Source organism: Kerstersia gyiorum (assembly GCF_004216755.1).
Lineage (GTDB): Bacteria > Pseudomonadota > Gammaproteobacteria > Burkholderiales > Burkholderiaceae_B > Kerstersia > Kerstersia gyiorum.
Genome location: NZ_SGWZ01000002.1, coordinates 641863 through 657123 on the forward strand (window position 1 = coordinate 641863; position 15261 = coordinate 657123).

Consider the following 15261-nt stretch of genomic DNA (forward strand, 5'->3'; position numbering starts at 1 on the left):
AGGGGCGTGATATTGCGCGGCCAGGATGCTCTGCTGACCCTGGGCGCGGCTATAGGTCGGGAACGTCCTGGTAGTGCACCACCGTGCTTTCGTCACTGATCAGGATTACCCCGTAGCCAGGCGCTTCCCCACTGTGTTCATGCGGGAGCGCCCCCAGGCGCAGCGCAGTCTGGTGGTTGCAGCCCTTGACCGTGCTGAACGGCAGGCCGCGCCAGGTGCCGGAAATGTATCGGTGCACGTGGCCGCAGAACAGATGCCTAACATTGGCATGCCCGGCCAGCAGCGCGTGCAGTGCGTCGGGGTTGTCCAACCGGCAGTTGTCCAGTGGCGCCATCCCCACGTCAAAGGGGGGATGGTGCATGAATAGATAGACCGGGTTGTCGCCGGCGGCCTGCAATTGCGCCGACAGCCATGATAGGCGGCGCTCGCAGAGATGGCCGCTGGCGCTGCCTTCATCCAGCGTATCGAGCAGCAACAGGTGGTAGCGGTCCTGGATGATGACACGTTGCATGAAAGGCTCGGCGCCATCACCGTATTCGGGGAACACCTGGCGGAAGGCGGTGCGCCGGTCATGGTTGCCCAGCATCAGGTGCACCGGCAGGCGCTGGCCGGCCAGCAGCGTGCTCAATTCCAGGTAGGCCTCGGTTTCCCCACGATGCGTCAGGTCGCCACTGATGATGATGCAACAGGCGTCGCCATGATGATCCGTGGCGTGCGCCAGCAGGTAGCGCAAGCGCTCAAGCGGGAGACTGCCGTGGAGCTGACGACCCGGTAAGGCCAGGTGTGAATCACTGAGCTGAATGACTTTCATGCAGATGCCGCAACAGCAGGAAAGTGCTACAAGGTAGCTTCGGAAAATAACAGTTTGATGACCATCCACCCGTTCGCCGGGCTGGAACGCTTGCTTATGCCTGTCTTTGCCTCAGCCGCAGCCCATGCGGGACATTTGAATGCGATACCTGCCACCGGTCTTTGTGGCGGCCACCCTGGTGCAGGCCTGGCTGCCGTGGCCGATGATCCCAGGCCCGAGCCGCCTGAAGCACCGGGGCCCAACGAATGCTGTGAAAGCGGTTGTGTGCCCTGTGTCTATGACCTTTATGCCGAGGCCATGCAGGAATACCGCGAGGCCCTGGCAACCTGGGAGCAGCGTCAGGCTGGCCGATGCTGAAATGAGCCAGGCTGCCAGCCGGGGCCAGCGGCTTGACCCTGGCCCGGACGACTGGAATGAGCGGGGCCGCCCGGAACGACCCGAATCAAGCCTCAGGGCTGGGCAGGCGGCGCGGGCTGTGATGGCGGCTGTTGCGTGCCGGGCATGATGCCCGCAGGGGCCAGCAGCATGGTGGAAGGCGAGCTCATGGCAATGCCGGCTTCCCGCAGGCGCCGCAGGCTGTCGAACAGTACCCGGCTGCGCGCTGCATAGGCAGCACGCGGCGAAGACACATAAGCCACGGCGTTGAAGAGCAGCGAACTCGATGAAATATCGTCCAGGTAGACTTCCGGCGCTGGTGTTTTCAGGATGGCTGGTTCTTGAGCCAGCGCTTCCAGCAGAATGGCCCTGGCTTTGGTCGTGTCGGTGTCCACCGGCAACGGCAGCTTGATCTGGACCCGGCCGAGTGCATTGAGCGGGGTCACGTTGCGGACAATTTTGGTGATGAACTCGGAATTGGGCACGACAATCCGGGAGCGATCGCTCATCTGGATTTCCGTGGCGCGCACATTGATGCGGCGGATATCGCCTTCCACGCCGCTGAGTGACACCCAGTCTCCGACCTTGACGGGGCGCTCCGTCAGCAGGATCAGCCCCGAGACGAAGTTCTGCACGATGGCCTGCAGGCCGAAACCGATACCCACCGACAGTGCGCTGGCGATCCAAGTGACGCGCTCCAGGCCGACGCCGCTGGCCGATAGTGCGGTGGCGACCACAACCACATAACCGAGATAGCCAGCCAGGGTACTGGTCGAGGCCTGCATGCCTCGTTCCATGCGCGTCGCGGGCAGCAGGTGATGGGCCAGCCAGTGTTGCATGGCTTTAACGGCGGCGACGCCCAGCAACAGAAGCAACAGTCCCTGGATGATGGCCGCCGGCCGCAGGTGGATGTCGCCGATGGAGAGGCTGCCGCGCAAGCGTTCCAGGTGTTCGTAGATGTCCAGTGGCCCCTGGCCGTAGGGCGCGAACAGGAGGAGCAGGGCGCATAGTGCAATGCTCATTTGCACGATGCCGGCCAGCAGCACCATCCAGGGGCGCAGCGGTGTATCGCCCCGGTTGCCGGCATCATCGTCTTCTTGCGGCCCGGTACGCTGCCACAGCGGCAGCTGGGAAAGGTCTGTAGCGGTAATGGAGACCAGGAAGGCCGTGCCGAGCACGACACTGCTCCAGATGATCTGCTTCAGGATGAAAGTGGCCAGCGCAACATAACCGACCAGCAGGCTGCCCAGGCTGAACACCAGCGCCAGCCAGGCCGCCGCCAGCACCAGGCCGCGCCTGCGCACGATCAGTCGTGTGAGCCATGGGGCTTCACTCAGTGCCTTGCCATCGGGCATGTTGCGTTGCAACTGGGAAAGCTTCTTCAGTACGCCGCCCAGCACCAGGATCAGTGCCAGGCCGGCGACGCTGTGGATCAGGACGATGATGGACAGGCGCACGCTGGCGAGCGCCGCCAGGTTTTCCGCGAGCCAGGTCAGGCAGATGAACAAGGCTGCGCAGAACGGCAGGTGACGCAGCGCCTGGGCCGTTTCATCCTGCATGGAAAGTAGACGCCAGGACGAATGACGTGGCATCAGCAGCCCTTGTCCCAGGCCGATGATGTAACCGCAGAAGCCTACCGTGCCTATCATGCCGGTGATGAAATCTCGGGCAGGCGCGGAGGGCGGGGACACCCAGCTCAGCCCGAGGCTGAAGCCTTCTAGCAGTAAGGTGGGCACCGCGACTGCCAAAAAAACGCGGGTCCAGCCGTGCACGGCGCGCCGCAACCGGCCCGGTGGCACCTGGGTGGCGCTGTAATGCCAGAAGCGGCGCTGCAGGATGGAGCCGGCAGCCAGCATGAAGACCAGCCAGGCGGCGGCGCCAGCCCATTGCCAGACGCTCAGGCCAGCCAGGGTGCTGCCTGTTTCCGCCAGCAGGCCGCGTGAACGCATGGTGTCCAGCGGCGTCGTACTGGCCAGGTCGGACCAGAACGCGCCGGAAAGAACGGTGTAGCTGCGTTGCCCCAGCCGTGCGTTGAAGAGCTCGCGGCGCTGGGCGCCTATGCTTTCCAGCGCCTGGGTGGCATCCAGCGCGATCAGGTTGGCCAGCCGCGCCTGGGCTTCCAGGCTACCGGCTTCGTTATCCAGGCGTTTGCGTTCTTCGGCCAGTACCGCAGCCTCGGTGGCGCCATCCGGGGCGTTGCCCAGCTCGCGCTGGCGTTCCTGCAGGTTCGCCAGTGTCGGGGTGATTTCCTGGATGGCGTCGCTGGCCTGGCGGTAGGCCTGCAGGGCCTCCAGCCGCAAGGCCTGCAAGTGTTCGTCCTCCGGCGTTGCCTGGACTTGCGTCTTGATGTTGTCTATGCGGCTCCTGGCATCTGCCAGTTGTGCGCTCCATGGGAAATCCGGCGTGGCGGCAGGCCGCGCGGCAGCAGCCGGAGGGAGCACGGTGCCCAGCCACAGGGCCAGGCAGAGCAGCAGGAACAACACCGGGCGCAAACCCGGGGAAACGGGGAAACGAAGCCTATGCATGAACGGTCCTTTGCGGTCAGCCGGAGTTGCGCAGGCCGGAAGCGATGCCGTTGATGGTCATGTGGATAGCGCGCTGGTTGCGTTCCAGCGCCTTGCCGCCATGCTTGCCGCCGGCGCCTGCACGCAGGCGCCGCAGCAGTTCGACCTGCAGGTGGTTCAGCGGGTCGATATAGGCGAAGCGTGCAGCCAGCGAAGCCTCCAGGTCGGGTGCCGTTGCCAGCAACTGGCGGCCTGTGACCTTCTCGAACATCTGCAGGGTCAGTTCGTATTCACGTGCGATCTGGCCGAAGATCGCGTCGCGCAGTTTGCGGTCCTCGACCAGTTCGGCATAGCGCCGGGCGATATCCAGGTCGGTCTTGGCCAGAACCTGCTCCATGTTCGAGAGCAAGGTGGCGAAGAATGGCCAGGTTTGCGCCATGTCGCGCAACTGGGCCAGGCGCGCCGCAGCGGTCGCGGGACTGCCTTGCGCGCCGCGCTCCACGTAGTCGTGCAGCGCGCTGCCGACGCCATACCAGCCGGTCAGCGGCAGCCGGCACTGCGCCCAGGAAAAGCTCCAGGGAATCGCACGCAGGTCTTCAATACGCTGGGTCGCCTTGCGCGAGGATGGCCGTGAACCGATATTCAGGCCGGGGATTTCGCGGATCGGTGTGGCGGTGAAAAAGTAATCGCCAAAGCCGGGCGTGTCGTAGACCAGTTCGCGGTAGCTGCGTTCTGCGACGGCGGACAGGGCTTCCATGGCGGCACCGTGGCGGGCCACCAATTCGTCTTCCACCTGGGTGGCTGCCTTGGCCGGGCGCAGGCTGTTTTGCAGGGTGGCGCCGATGATCTGTTCCAGGTGGCGGCGGCCGACTTCCGGATTCTTGTACTTGGCCTGGATGACTTCGCCCTGTTCGGTCAGGCGCATGCGTCCGCCTATGGTGCCCGGAGGCTGCGCCAGGATGGCGTCGCGCGTGGAACCGCCGCCACGGCCGACCGAACCGCCGCGCCCATGGAACAGGCGCAGGTGCACGCGGCGTTTGTCGAAAACGCGCACCAGCTCGCGCTCCGCCAGGTACAGCGACCAGTTGGAGGTCAGGTAGCCGCCATCCTTGTTGCTGTCGGAATAGCCCAGCATGACTTCCTGTACGCCATCCTGTACCAGGCGCACACGTTCCGCGACCTCGGGGATGTCCAGCCAGCCCGCCATGATGTCCGGGCCGCGCTGCAAGTCAGGAATGGTCTCAAACAGCGGCACCACCATCAGTCCGCCGCTGTCGCCGCTGTCTGCCGCCAGTGCCGGTGAAACCAGTCCGGCTTCCTGTTGCAGCACCAGGACTTCCAGCAGGTCGCTGAGTGATTCGGTATGCGACACGATGGCCTGCATGACGGCCCGCTTGCCAAAGCGCGCGCGGCAGCTTGCCGCCATGCGCAGGATGGCGAGTTCCTTGCGGGTTTCTTCGGAGTATTCTATCCAGGGCGATACCAGCGGCCGCGCCTGGCGCAGTTCCGTGCGCAGCACGGCGATCTTGGCTTCTTCGTCGAGGCGGTGGTATTGCAGCGGCTGGCCGTCGTGCAATACGCCAGCGGCCGTGAACAGTTCCGTCAGCACGCGTTCATGCACGTCCGAACTTTGGCGCAGGTCGACCGATGCCAGGTGAAAACCGAAGATTTCAACCGCTTGTTCGAGTGCGCCCAGGCGGCCTTGCGCCACCAGCGCACCATGATCGTCCTCCAGTGAGGCTCCGATGCAACGCAGGTCGGCGGCGAATTCGGCGGCGTCGGCATACGGAGCGACGGCGTAGCTGGGGCGTTCGGCCAGCGCCCGGCCGGTCAGGTGCCTGGCGGTGGCCGCCAGGCGCGCATAAACATGGATGCAGGCGCGCCGGTAGGGTTCATCTTCGCGGTGCGAGGACGGGTCCTGGCTGGCTGCGGACAACGCCAGTAATGCGGCACTGGGCTGGCACAGGGACTGCGCCTGCGACAATTCCATGCCCAGGTGGCGCACTTCGTCCAGATAGTGGCGCAGCACCAGCGTGGACTGGCGCAACAGCGCTTGTTCCAGGGTATCGGCATCGACATTTGGATTGCCGTCGCGGTCACCTCCTATCCAGCTGCCCATGCGCAGGAATGCCGGCAGCAGCGGCAGCGGGCGTCCCAGCCGGCCGGGCTTGCCGCCGGCCAGCTGGCGTGCGACGTCCTGGTGCAGGCGCGGCACGACCTTCAGGAAGGTACGGTCGTAATAGACCAGCGCGTTGTCGATTTCGTCGAGCACCGTCAGTTTCTGCCGGCGCAGCATGCGGGTTTGCCAAAGGGTGACGATCTGCGCGATCAGGCGTTCCTCGACCTCGCTGTCGCCGTATTCTGGCGAAGCCAGCAGGTGGGCAATCTCATGGTGCAGGTCCAGGGTGCTTTTGCGTTGCACTTCCGTCGGGTGGGCGGTCAACACCGGCACGATATCGGCCTGTTCCAGGTAGCGCAGCAACTGGCGCCGAGTCTGGCCGTTGTCGAGCAGCGTGGCCAGGGTATGCGCCAGGCTGCCAGGAACGGCCCCTTCGCGGGCCTGTTCGCGCTGCATCTGGTTCTGTTCCTTGTCTTCCGCAATATTGGACAATTGCAGGAAGTAGCTGAAGGCGCGGGCGACGGCCGTGGCCTGTTCGCCCTTGAGCGCCCCGATGCGCTCTTCCAGGATGTCGCGTTCGCGCTTGCTGCCTTCACGGCGGAACTTCACCGCGGCGCGGCGCAAGGTCTCGACCAGGTCGTAAACGGGTTTGCCTTCGCATTCCCTGATGGTTTCGCCCAGCAGGCGGCCCAGCAGGCGGATATCCTGGCGTGCGGAAGAACCGGCAGGCGGTTCGAAGCTTGTCGCGTGGTGTGGCTTCACTCTTAGGGTCTCTCCGGATGGTGTGGGGATGTCCGGTGCCATGGCGCGGCACCGGGCAAGCTGCCCGTCGGCTCCTGGTGAGAGAGCCGCAGGCCAGCAGCGTGTTTTTTATTGTGTTACGCCACTGTTTCCGGAAATGGTAACAGTTCCGGCCGCTTCGGTGAGAGATTTTGTGCGTTGCCGCATAGTGCGCAAAAAATAGGATTCCTGAACGCTGACGGCCATCTTTCGCGTGCCGCGAGGCCATGCCAGGATTGGCCGGTACCCCTGTCAAGCAACAAGCCCCGGCCGGTTGCGGCAGGGGCTTGTTTGTGGTGCGCCGCCCGGTGTGAGGGCAGCGCCGCTGATCCGGCGGCAGCGTTGCCTGCTTCTATGGCAGGCAACGCTGGGCAGGTTCAGGGGTGGCGCATGACATGTGCCACGGCATCGGCGACGCGGCCGACATTCGACTGGTTCAGGCCTGCCACGCACATGCGGCCAGAGCGCAGGATATAGACACCGTGGTCATGGCGCAGGCGATCCACCTGGTCGGCGCTCAGGCCGGTATAGGTGAACATGCCACGTTGCTGCACATAGCGTTCAAGATGGCCATCGCTGATTTTTTCACTCAGCAGCTGGAACAGCGTGGCGCGCATGGCGAGCATGCGTTCGCGCATGGCGGTCAGCTGGCCTTCCCACTGGGCACGCAGTTCCGGGGTATTGAGTACCTGCGTCACCACGCTGGCGCCGTGCACGGGCGGCGAGCTGTAGTTGGAGCGCACGACGCTGGCCAGCTGGCCCAGGACGCGCTGCGCGGCTTCCTGGTCTTCGCAGATCAGCGACAACCCGCCGCAACGTTCGCCATACAGCGAGAAGTTCTTCGAGAACGAATTGGCGACAAAAGCCGGGATGTGGCGGCGCAGCAATTCACGCACCACAAAGGCATCATTGTCGATGCCGGCGCCAAAGCCCTGGTAGGCCATATCGACGAACGGCAGCAAACCGCGTTCCTGGACGACATCGAGCACCGCCAGCCACTGGGTTTCGTTCAGATCCACGCCCGTCGGGTTGTGGCAGCAGGCATGCAGCAGCACCACGCTCTTGGCGGGCAGCTTGCTGATGGCGGCCAGCATGGCATCGAACTTCAGGCTGCCGGTTTCAGCATCGTAGTAGGGGTAGGTGTTGACCGTGAAGCCAGCGCGCTCGAAGATGAAGCGATGGTTCTCCCAGCTGGGATCGCTGAGCCAGACCTGGGCATCCGGGAAATAGCGGCGAATGAAATCGGCGCCGACTTTCAGTGCACCCGAGCCGCCCAGCGTCTGCGCGGTCGCGACGTGCGGCACCACGCTGCCGAACACCAGTGCCTGCACTGCGCTGGCATAGATGGGGTTACCCGTCATGGGAAGATAGGGCTTGGGCACCGAAGACGTGCCTATGGCTTCCTCGGCGATGCGTACGGCGTCCATGACGGGCAGGCGGCCGTGGTCATCCAGGTAGATACCGATGCTCAGGTTGACTTTGTCCTGGCGCGGGTCCTTTTGGAAGTCCTCGTTGAGAGTCAGAATGGGGTCGCCGGGATAGGACGGAATATGTTCAAACATTGTTATGCATTCCTGACGGATGGGTTAGTTCATTCTTCGTGACCGTCAGCGTACCGGAACGCTGGCGTTTGCGATACTGGCGCCGGGCATGGCGATGGCATCGATACGACGGAAACGATAGCCGATAGCGAGGGCAAGTAGCCAGAACGGGATCAGATAAACGGAAAGCCGCAGGGTGGGAGTCAGATACATCACGACCAGGATGCCCGCCAGGAACAGGATGCAGAAGTAATTCGTCAGCGGGTAGCCGATGCTGCGGAACTCGGTACGTTGGCCGGCGCGCTGTTTGGCGCGGCGAAAGCGCAGGTGGGTGAGGCTGATCATGGCCCAGTTGATGACCAGGGCCGAAACGACCAGGCTCATCAGCAGTTCGAAGGCGCGGCCGGGAATAAAGTAATTGATCAGTACACACAGGGCGGTCGCGGCGGCAGAAGCGCCCAGCGCATAGGTGGGAATGCCACGGCGGTTGATGTGGGTCAGTACCTTGGGCGCATTGCCTTGCAGGGCCAGGCCGTACAGCATGCGGCTATTGCAATAAACGCCACTGTTGTAGACCGACAGTGCAGCGGTGAGGACGACAACATTGAGCACATGGGCCACCAGCTGGCTGTCGAGCTCATGGAAGATCAATACGAAGGGGCTGCCGCCTGTAACGACTTTTTCCCAGGGATAGAGTGACAGTAGGACGGCCAGCGCGCCGATATAGAAGATCAGGATGCGGTAGATCACCTGATTGGTGGCACGCGGGATGGTCTTGCTGGGGTTATCTGCTTCCGCAGCGGTGATGCCTATCAGCTCCAGGCCGCCAAAGGAGAACATGATGCCGGCCATGGCCAGCGCAAGTCCGCTCAGGCCATTGGGCAGGAAACCGTTGTTCCACAGATTGGAAACGCCGGCTTGCGGGCCAGCCTTGCCCGTGCCCAGCAGGTACAGCCCGAAGACGATCATGCTGACAATGGCCGCCACCTTGATGATGGAAAACCAGAATTCGGTTTCGCCGAAGGATTTGACGCTGCTGAGGTTGATGGCATTGATCAGCACGAAAAAGCCCAGCGCAGATACCCAGGTGGGGATGTCAGGGAACCAATAATGAATGTAGAGCCCGGCGGCGGTGAGTTCTGCCATGCCGACGAGGACGTAGAGTACCCAGTAATTCCAGCCGGAAAGATAGCCCATGAAGGGGCTGAAATACTTGTAGGCGAAATGGCTGAAAGAACCGGCAACGGGTTCATCCACCACCATTTCCGACAATTGCCGCAGGATCAGGAAGCCGATGAAGCCTGCGATGGCGTAGCCCAGCAGTACGCCGGGACCGGCGAGCTTGATGGTCTGGGCGATGCCCAGGAATAGTCCGGTGCCGATGGCGCCGCCCAGCGCGATCAGCTGAATGTGGCGGTTGCTCAGGCCGCGTTTTAGGTGTTGTCCTGCTTGCTGCTGTTCATGCATGAAAAGTCTCCTCTTCGCCGTTCCGTGCAGGCACGGCGAAACCCGGCCATTATGATGGACCGTATTGTTTTTATTGCAACTCAGGTACGACTGAATAAGTGTTGCGGCGCGCCCCGTCTGGCCAGGGCGCGCGGGGCGCACCTTACAGGCAGAGCGCGTTCTTGGCTGGCTTGGGCGGCGCCTGACCGTCGCCGGCGGGCTGGGCCGAAGGATTGCGGGGGCCGCATTCGCCGTAGTCGTAGTCCGCAAAAATGCTGGCAAACTTGGGCAGGGCAGGCGGGGCATCCATCATCGGCAGTTTCAGCTCGATGAAGACCATGCGGTCGGCCTGTTCAGCCTGGGCCAGCGCCTGTTCCAGGCCGCCGATATCTTTGACTACCAGTGTCAGCGCGTCGCTGTCCGGTGCAAAGATGTGTGGCAGTCCGGCGTAATTCCAGTCGGCGATATCGTTGTACGACGAGTTCTCGCCGAGGATCAGGCGTTCGATGGTATAGCCGCTGTTGTTGACCAGGAAAATGATGGGCTTGAGCTTGCGGCGCTGGATAGAGGAGAGTTCCTGGGCCGTCAGCTGGAACGAGCCATCGCCAATGAACAGTAGGTGGCGGCGCCAGGGCGTACTGACCTGGGAGCCGAACAGGGCCGGTAGCGTATAGCCAATGGCGCCCCAGACGGGTTGCGAAATATACGCCGCCCCGGCGGGCAGGCGCATGCCGCCCAGCGCAGAATTCGAGGTGCCGGCTTCGCCGATGATGACGTCGCAGGGCTTCAGGAATGCCTGGATGCGCGGCCAGAGCGCGGCATGGCTCAAGGGCGTGTCCGGCGCTGCAGCCGCGGTGGCAGGCGCGGCTGCAGCAACCTGCGCAGCAGCACGGGCCGGTCGTGCTGGCATGTCTTCCAGCACGCGCATCAGGACTTCGCGCAAGGTGACGCCAGGCATTTGCTGGCCAGCGATGCTGAGATCATGGCGGCGCAGGTCGATCAGGGCTTCAGGCGCGATGCGCTGGCTGAACAGCGAGGTGCTGCTGTCGGTAAAGCGCAGGCCGATGCCGATCAGGCAATCGGATTGTTCAATGGCGCGGCGCGTGACTTCGGGCGTCGGCGCGCCGATGTAGGTACCCAGGTAAAGCGGCGTGCTTTCGTCCAGCACTCCCTTGGCGGGCGGCAGCGAGGCGCAGGGTATCCCGTATTTTTCGCTCAGTTCCTGCACGATGTCGGCAACGCCGAACCGGCCGGCGTCGGCATCTACCAGAATGGCAGGGTGGCTGGCCTCCTTGAGGGCGGCGCAGATGCGCGCGGCGGCACGCTCGAGCTGGCCCGGGTCGCTGGCGGGGTCAGACAGCACCAGCGGTTCATCCGGCGTTTCGATGCTCAGGTGCGTGATGTCCGAAGGCAGTTGCAGGTGCACGGGGCGGCGCTCCTGCCAGCAGGCCTTGAGCACGCGGTCGATTTCGCTGACGGCATTGGCCGGCGTGATGCGTGCCTGGGCAACCGTGAATTCCGCCATGCAGCGGCCGATATTGCCATAGGCGCCATCGGCCAGCGTATGGTGCAGCAGCGCACGGCTATTCATCGAGTGCAGGGGCGGCGCACCGGTAATGTGCACCATGGGAACGTTCTCGGAGTAGGCCCCGGCAATGCCGCTGATGGCACCCAGGTCACCCACGCCGAAGGTGGTCAGCAGGGCGCCGATGCCGGCGGTGCGGGCATAGCCGTCAGCCGCGTAGGCCGCATTCAGTTCATTGCAATTGCCGATGAATTCCAGCGTGCCCGATGCTTCGACCTGTTCAAGGAATGAAAGGTTGAAATCCCCGGGCAGACCGAACATGTGGCGTATGCCGGCTTCGTTCAGTCGCCGGATCAGGAACTCCCCGATCTGCATTCTCATGATTTTTCTCCTTGGGGTGTATGGCAATTCAATGGTGGTCCGGCCCGCCGTCGTATTGGCGGTGATAGGCGTAAAATATAGTGCGTGAGAAGCGCATGGTGTGTGCGTCTTATGGCATGAAAACCCTGAAATGCGCATGATTCATGCGTGACCCTGGCAATGTCTTGAAAATTGGGCGGTTTGATACATGGATATCTACGACTGGAAGCTGTTGGGCGTGCTGCAAGCGGATGGCCGCCTGACCAATCAGGAGGTGGGCGAACAGATCGGCCTGTCTGCATCCCAATGTTCGCGGCGCCGCACGGCGCTGGAGAAGGCCGGCATCATCAAGGGTTATGCGGCGCGCCTGGACAGCAAGTCGCTGGGGCTGGATGTGCTGGCCTTCGTCCATGTCAGCCTGCATGCCCATGACAATCAGTCCATCCGCGCTTTCCAGACGCTGGTGGAAACCAATGACGTCATTCTTGAGGCGCATCTGCTCAGTGGCGATGCCGATTACCTGCTCAAGGTTGTGGCTCGCAATCTTGAGCAACTGGCCAGTTTCGTCATGAATACCTTGCTCGCCAACGGTGCGATTTCCCATGTGAAATCGCACGTCGTGCTCAGGCAGATGAAGCAGACCAGCGAGCTGCCCACGCAGTGGCTGGGTCGTGAAACTCGCAAAACACCGCCTGCCGGCGCATGACACGACGCATGACCCTGTGCCCGCAGGGCCGGGCGGCCATGGGTGCCATGGACAGCATGCGGCAAAGGGAAGAGAATGGCAGGGTTGCCAGTCTGCTGTGTTGTTGCATCCATGACGTCCGCCAGCCGCACCCCGCTCGAACCTGATTCCCCCGTTGATGCTGCCGCGCCCGCCCAGAGTTGGGCGGAGCCTGGGTCCACGGCTTACTGGCGCATCTGCATCGGCCTGTTCCTGGCTGGTTTTGCAACCTTTTCGCTGCTTTACAGCGTGCAGCCGCTGCTGCCTGAATTCACCACGGAATTCGGCGTGAGTCCTGCCGTCAGCGCGCTGGCGCTGTCACTCTCCACCGCCACACTGGCGGTTGCCATTCTGTTTGCCGGCGCCTTGTCAGAAGGTTGGGGCAGGCGCGGCCTGATGTTCGCGTCAATGGCGCTGGCCGCGCTGCTGAATATCCTGGCGGCGGTGTCGCCCTCATGGCATGCCTTGCTGGCCGCGCGTACGCTGGTGGGGCTGCTGCTGGGCGGCGTTCCTGCGGTGGCGATGGCCTATCTGGCCGAGGAAACCCATCCGCGCGGCCTGGGCTTTTCCATGGGACTGTATGTGGGCGGCACCGCATTCGGCGGCATGGCGGGCCGGGTCTTCATGAGTTTCCTGACAGACATGTATGGCTGGCGTTCGGCCATGGTGACGGTAGGCGTTCTGGACCTGCTGGCAGCCGTGGGTTTCCTGCTGTTGCTGCCGCGCTCGCGCAATTTCGTGCGCCGCACCGGCACCGGCATGCGTCACCACTTCCGTGCCTGGGGCCGGCATTGGCGCCAGCCCCGGTTGCGCCAGCTGTTCATTGCCAGCTTCTGCCTGATGGGCGTGTTCGTGACGCTCTACAACTATGTCGGCTTTCGCTTGCTGGCTCCGCCATACGATCTGAGCCAGAGCGAGATCGGCCTGATCTTCCTGGCCTATATCTTTGCCATTTTCGTTTCGCCGATGGCAGGCTGGCTGGCAGATCGGCTGGGACGCGGCAAGGTTCTGGCGGGCGGGGTGGGGTTTCTGGCGCTGGGCCTGGCCTGTACCGGGCTGCCATGGCTGGCGGCGATTGTCCTGGGCATCATCCTGCTCACCATTGGTTTTTTCGTGGCGCACTCGACCGCCAGCGGCTGGGTCGGGCGGCTGGCCACCGAAAACAAGGGCCATGCCGCGTCGCTATACCTGCTGGCATACTACCTGGGGTCCAGTGTGGTGGGGGCTTGCGGCGGCTGGTTCTGGGAGCACGGCGGCTGGTGGCCTCTGTTGGCCTTCCTGCTGGCATTGCTGGGCTGGATGGCCTGGGTGATCCGCGACCTGCTGCGCGGGCAGCCTGCCTGAGGCAGGCCCCGGGCAGGCATCGTGGCGTCAGCTGTCTATGCAGTTTCTAGCGCACTTCGCTTTCTACCGCGAAGTATTCCTCGTCTCGCAGCATGGCAATCAGCTGCGGCACTGACAGTCCATTATCCTTGGATTGCAATCGACTGGAAATCGCCGCCAGCATGATCATGAATTCCTTGCATTGTTTGCGCGCCGATTGCAGCTCTGAACTGGTGAAAATCAGTATCTGCGCCAGCAACGCATGTCCGCGCGAGGCTGCGCCGCCGAGCACGCCCAGCATGGCCTGACTGATCAGGTCGGTGCCGGCGTAGTCGCGCTCCTGGATACGTCGAATGAATTCGGCGCGTTCTTCCTGGGGCAGGAAGCTTGCCACCCAATCCGCATAATCGGCGTCCAGGACGATGGAGGCGGCTTGCGACTGGAATGTTTCCACCAGTTCGCCTGTTCCTGCATTGCGGTGCGTAGTGCGGTACTCGGCGATCCCGGAGATCAGTTGCTGCAGTTCGGTCAAGAGGGCCAGACGGCCGCCCGACAAGGTGTTATAGACTTTTCCGATGCGGGTGTAGTCTTCTTTGAAGCGGCTGACGATTTCCTTGCTTTCGGGCAGCGACGAAAGCGCAGGGAACAGTACATAGCGGGAGGAGGCGGCGGATTCGTAGAATTCGGAGATCTGTTCGCGGATGCGGTCCAGGTCAGACAGGATTTTGTTCAGGGGCAGATTGCCGTTTTCCAGGCGCTTGGCCACCGAGTTCTGCCATTTTTCAATGTCGCGGTCCATACCGAAGTCGATGCGGCGTTCCACGGTACTGGCACTGACCACGATCTTGTTGAAGTCGCGCGACAGTTCGCCCAGTACCTGCTGGATGCTTTGCACCGCGACCGCCCGCGCCGCGTCGTTGATGCCGCGCAATCTTTCCTTGCGCGCATCGGCACGGCTTTTGATCAGCCACGAGAGCAATGCGCCAATAATGGTCAGGCCGGTCGCGATATCCGCGCCGATCTGTATCCGGGAAAGCCATTCCATATCCGTCAGGTCCTGGGGGTTTGAAGTGCGGCCATTCTATAACTTCTGCCACCCGGGGTCAGGCCCGCAGATCCAGCGGATCGAGCAGGCCGGCGGCAATGGCCTGGCCGACGATGTCCGGCAGGCAGCGGGCCTGCATGCGCCGCATCACGCGGGCGCGGTACAGATTGACGGTCTTGATGCTGATGTTGAGCTGCCGCGCAATCTCGCCGTTGCTGTAGCCGCGTGCCAGGGGCAGGAATACGTCACGCTCGCGCGGCGTGAGGCTGGCCAGCCGCGCCTGCAGCGCGGTGTGGGCTTCGCTTGCCGCCGGCTCGGCCGCCTGGCGTGGGCGGCGATTGAGCGCCTGCTGTACGCTGTCGAGCAACAGCTGTTCGTTATAGGGTTTTTCTATGAAGTCGAAGGCGCCGGCACGGAAGGCGCGCACGACAATGGGTACATCGGCATGGCCGCTGACGAAAATCACGGGCAGATCCAGGCCGCGCCGTCGCATTTCCTCCTGCACGCCCAGGCCGCCCAGGCCGGGCATACGGACATCAAGCAGTACGCAGGCATCGTCCGTCGCCTGGCAGGCCTGCAGAAAGGCTTGCCCCGAGGTAAAGGGCAAGGTTTTCAGGCCTACCGATTCCAGTAGCCAGACGGTGGAATCCAGCATTCCCTGATCGTCGTCCACGACATAGACAATTTGTGTTGCGGCATCCTGCATGT

The 15261-nt window shown here is 63.0% G+C and carries 11 protein-coding genes; 3 read left to right on the forward strand and 8 right to left on the reverse strand.

The annotated features are described in order from the left end of the window. Positions 1-49: 49 nt before the first annotated feature. Complete coding sequence (locus EV679_RS09215) at positions 50-811, reverse strand: phosphodiesterase (protein WP_130487017.1); 762 nt, start codon at positions 809-811, stop codon at positions 50-52. 186 nt (positions 812-997) lie between these two features. Between EV679_RS09215 and EV679_RS09220 the strand changes: the two genes are divergently transcribed. Further along, entirely contained in the window at positions 998-1168 is a 171-nt protein-coding gene (locus tag EV679_RS09220; protein WP_242611458.1) for an oxidoreductase-like domain-containing protein, read from the forward strand. 92 nt (positions 1169-1260) lie between these two features. Here the strand turns inward: EV679_RS09220 and EV679_RS09225 are convergent, their stop codons facing one another. The 5 genes from EV679_RS09225 to EV679_RS09245 all read right to left on the reverse strand — a co-directional run bounded on the left by EV679_RS09225 (position 1261) and on the right by EV679_RS09245 (position 11482). After that, on the reverse strand, positions 1261-3711 hold the full coding sequence (locus EV679_RS09225; protein ID WP_130487018.1) for a DUF3772 domain-containing protein: 2451 nt from the start codon (positions 3709-3711) through the stop codon (positions 1261-1263). A 16-nt stretch (positions 3712-3727) separates the two neighbouring features. Then, a complete protein-coding gene (gene ppc, locus EV679_RS09230) occupies positions 3728-6613 on the reverse strand; it encodes a phosphoenolpyruvate carboxylase (RefSeq protein WP_130487019.1) in 2886 nt (961 codons plus the stop codon). Positions 6614-6966: 353 nt separating this feature from the next. Beyond that, complete coding sequence (locus EV679_RS09235) at positions 6967-8151, reverse strand: amino acid aminotransferase (protein WP_068372463.1); 1185 nt, start codon at positions 8149-8151, stop codon at positions 6967-6969. A gap of 45 nt (positions 8152-8196) precedes the next feature. Further along, a complete protein-coding gene (locus tag EV679_RS09240; protein WP_130487020.1) occupies positions 8197-9597 on the reverse strand; it encodes an amino acid permease in 1401 nt (466 codons plus the stop codon). Between the two features lie 142 nt (positions 9598-9739). Beyond that, positions 9740-11482: an alpha-keto acid decarboxylase family protein gene (locus EV679_RS09245; RefSeq protein WP_068372456.1), complete on the reverse strand. Its 1743-nt coding sequence runs from the start codon at positions 11480-11482 to the stop codon at positions 9740-9742. A 187-nt stretch (positions 11483-11669) separates the two neighbouring features. Here EV679_RS09245 and EV679_RS09250 point away from each other — a divergent pair, with 187 nt between their 5' ends. Both EV679_RS09250 and EV679_RS09255 read left to right on the forward strand, forming a co-directional pair. Beyond that, positions 11670-12167 (forward strand): Lrp/AsnC family transcriptional regulator, encoded by a 498-nt coding sequence (locus EV679_RS09250; protein WP_068372453.1) that lies wholly within the window; start codon positions 11670-11672, stop codon positions 12165-12167. A gap of 111 nt (positions 12168-12278) precedes the next feature. Beyond that, positions 12279-13529: an MFS transporter gene (locus tag EV679_RS09255; RefSeq protein WP_130487021.1), complete on the forward strand. Its 1251-nt coding sequence runs from the start codon at positions 12279-12281 to the stop codon at positions 13527-13529. Positions 13530-13575: 46 nt separating this feature from the next. Here EV679_RS09255 and EV679_RS09260 read toward each other — a convergent pair whose 3' ends face one another. Together EV679_RS09260 and EV679_RS09265 are read right to left on the reverse strand one after the other, a co-directional pair. After that, the gene (locus EV679_RS09260) at positions 13576-14553 is read right to left on the reverse strand and encodes a hypothetical protein (protein WP_068372447.1); all 978 of its coding nucleotides are present in this window, start codon (positions 14551-14553) and stop codon (positions 13576-13578) included. A 58-nt stretch (positions 14554-14611) separates the two neighbouring features. After that, entirely contained in the window at positions 14612-15259 is a 648-nt protein-coding gene (locus tag EV679_RS09265; RefSeq protein ID WP_068372444.1) for a response regulator transcription factor, read from the reverse strand. Positions 15260-15261: the final 2 nt, after the last annotated feature.

Excerpts from the sequence above, each read along its gene's own strand:
- EV679_RS09250 (WP_068372453.1), top strand. The coding sequence starts at position 11,670 with ATGGATATCTACGACTGGAAGCTGTTGGGCGTGCTGCAAGCGGATGGC.
- EV679_RS09240 (WP_130487020.1), bottom strand. The coding sequence starts at position 9,597 with ATGCATGAACAGCAGCAAGCAGGACAACACCTAAAACGCGGCCTGAGC.
- EV679_RS09265 (WP_068372444.1), bottom strand. The coding sequence starts at position 15,259 with ATGCAGGATGCCGCAACACAAATTGTCTATGTCGTGGACGACGATCAG.
- EV679_RS09255 (WP_130487021.1), top strand. The coding sequence starts at position 12,279 with ATGACGTCCGCCAGCCGCACCCCGCTCGAACCTGATTCCCCCGTTGAT.
- EV679_RS09215 (WP_130487017.1), bottom strand. The coding sequence starts at position 811 with ATGAAAGTCATTCAGCTCAGTGATTCACACCTGGCCTTACCGGGTCGT.
- ppc (WP_130487019.1), bottom strand. The coding sequence starts at position 6,613 with ATGGCACCGGACATCCCCACACCATCCGGAGAGACCCTAAGAGTGAAG.
- EV679_RS09225 (WP_130487018.1), bottom strand. The coding sequence starts at position 3,711 with ATGCATAGGCTTCGTTTCCCCGTTTCCCCGGGTTTGCGCCCGGTGTTG.
- EV679_RS09260 (WP_068372447.1), bottom strand. The coding sequence starts at position 14,553 with ATGGAATGGCTTTCCCGGATACAGATCGGCGCGGATATCGCGACCGGC.
- EV679_RS09245 (WP_068372456.1), bottom strand. The coding sequence starts at position 11,482 with ATGAGAATGCAGATCGGGGAGTTCCTGATCCGGCGACTGAACGAAGCC.
- EV679_RS09235 (WP_068372463.1), bottom strand. The coding sequence starts at position 8,151 with ATGTTTGAACATATTCCGTCCTATCCCGGCGACCCCATTCTGACTCTC.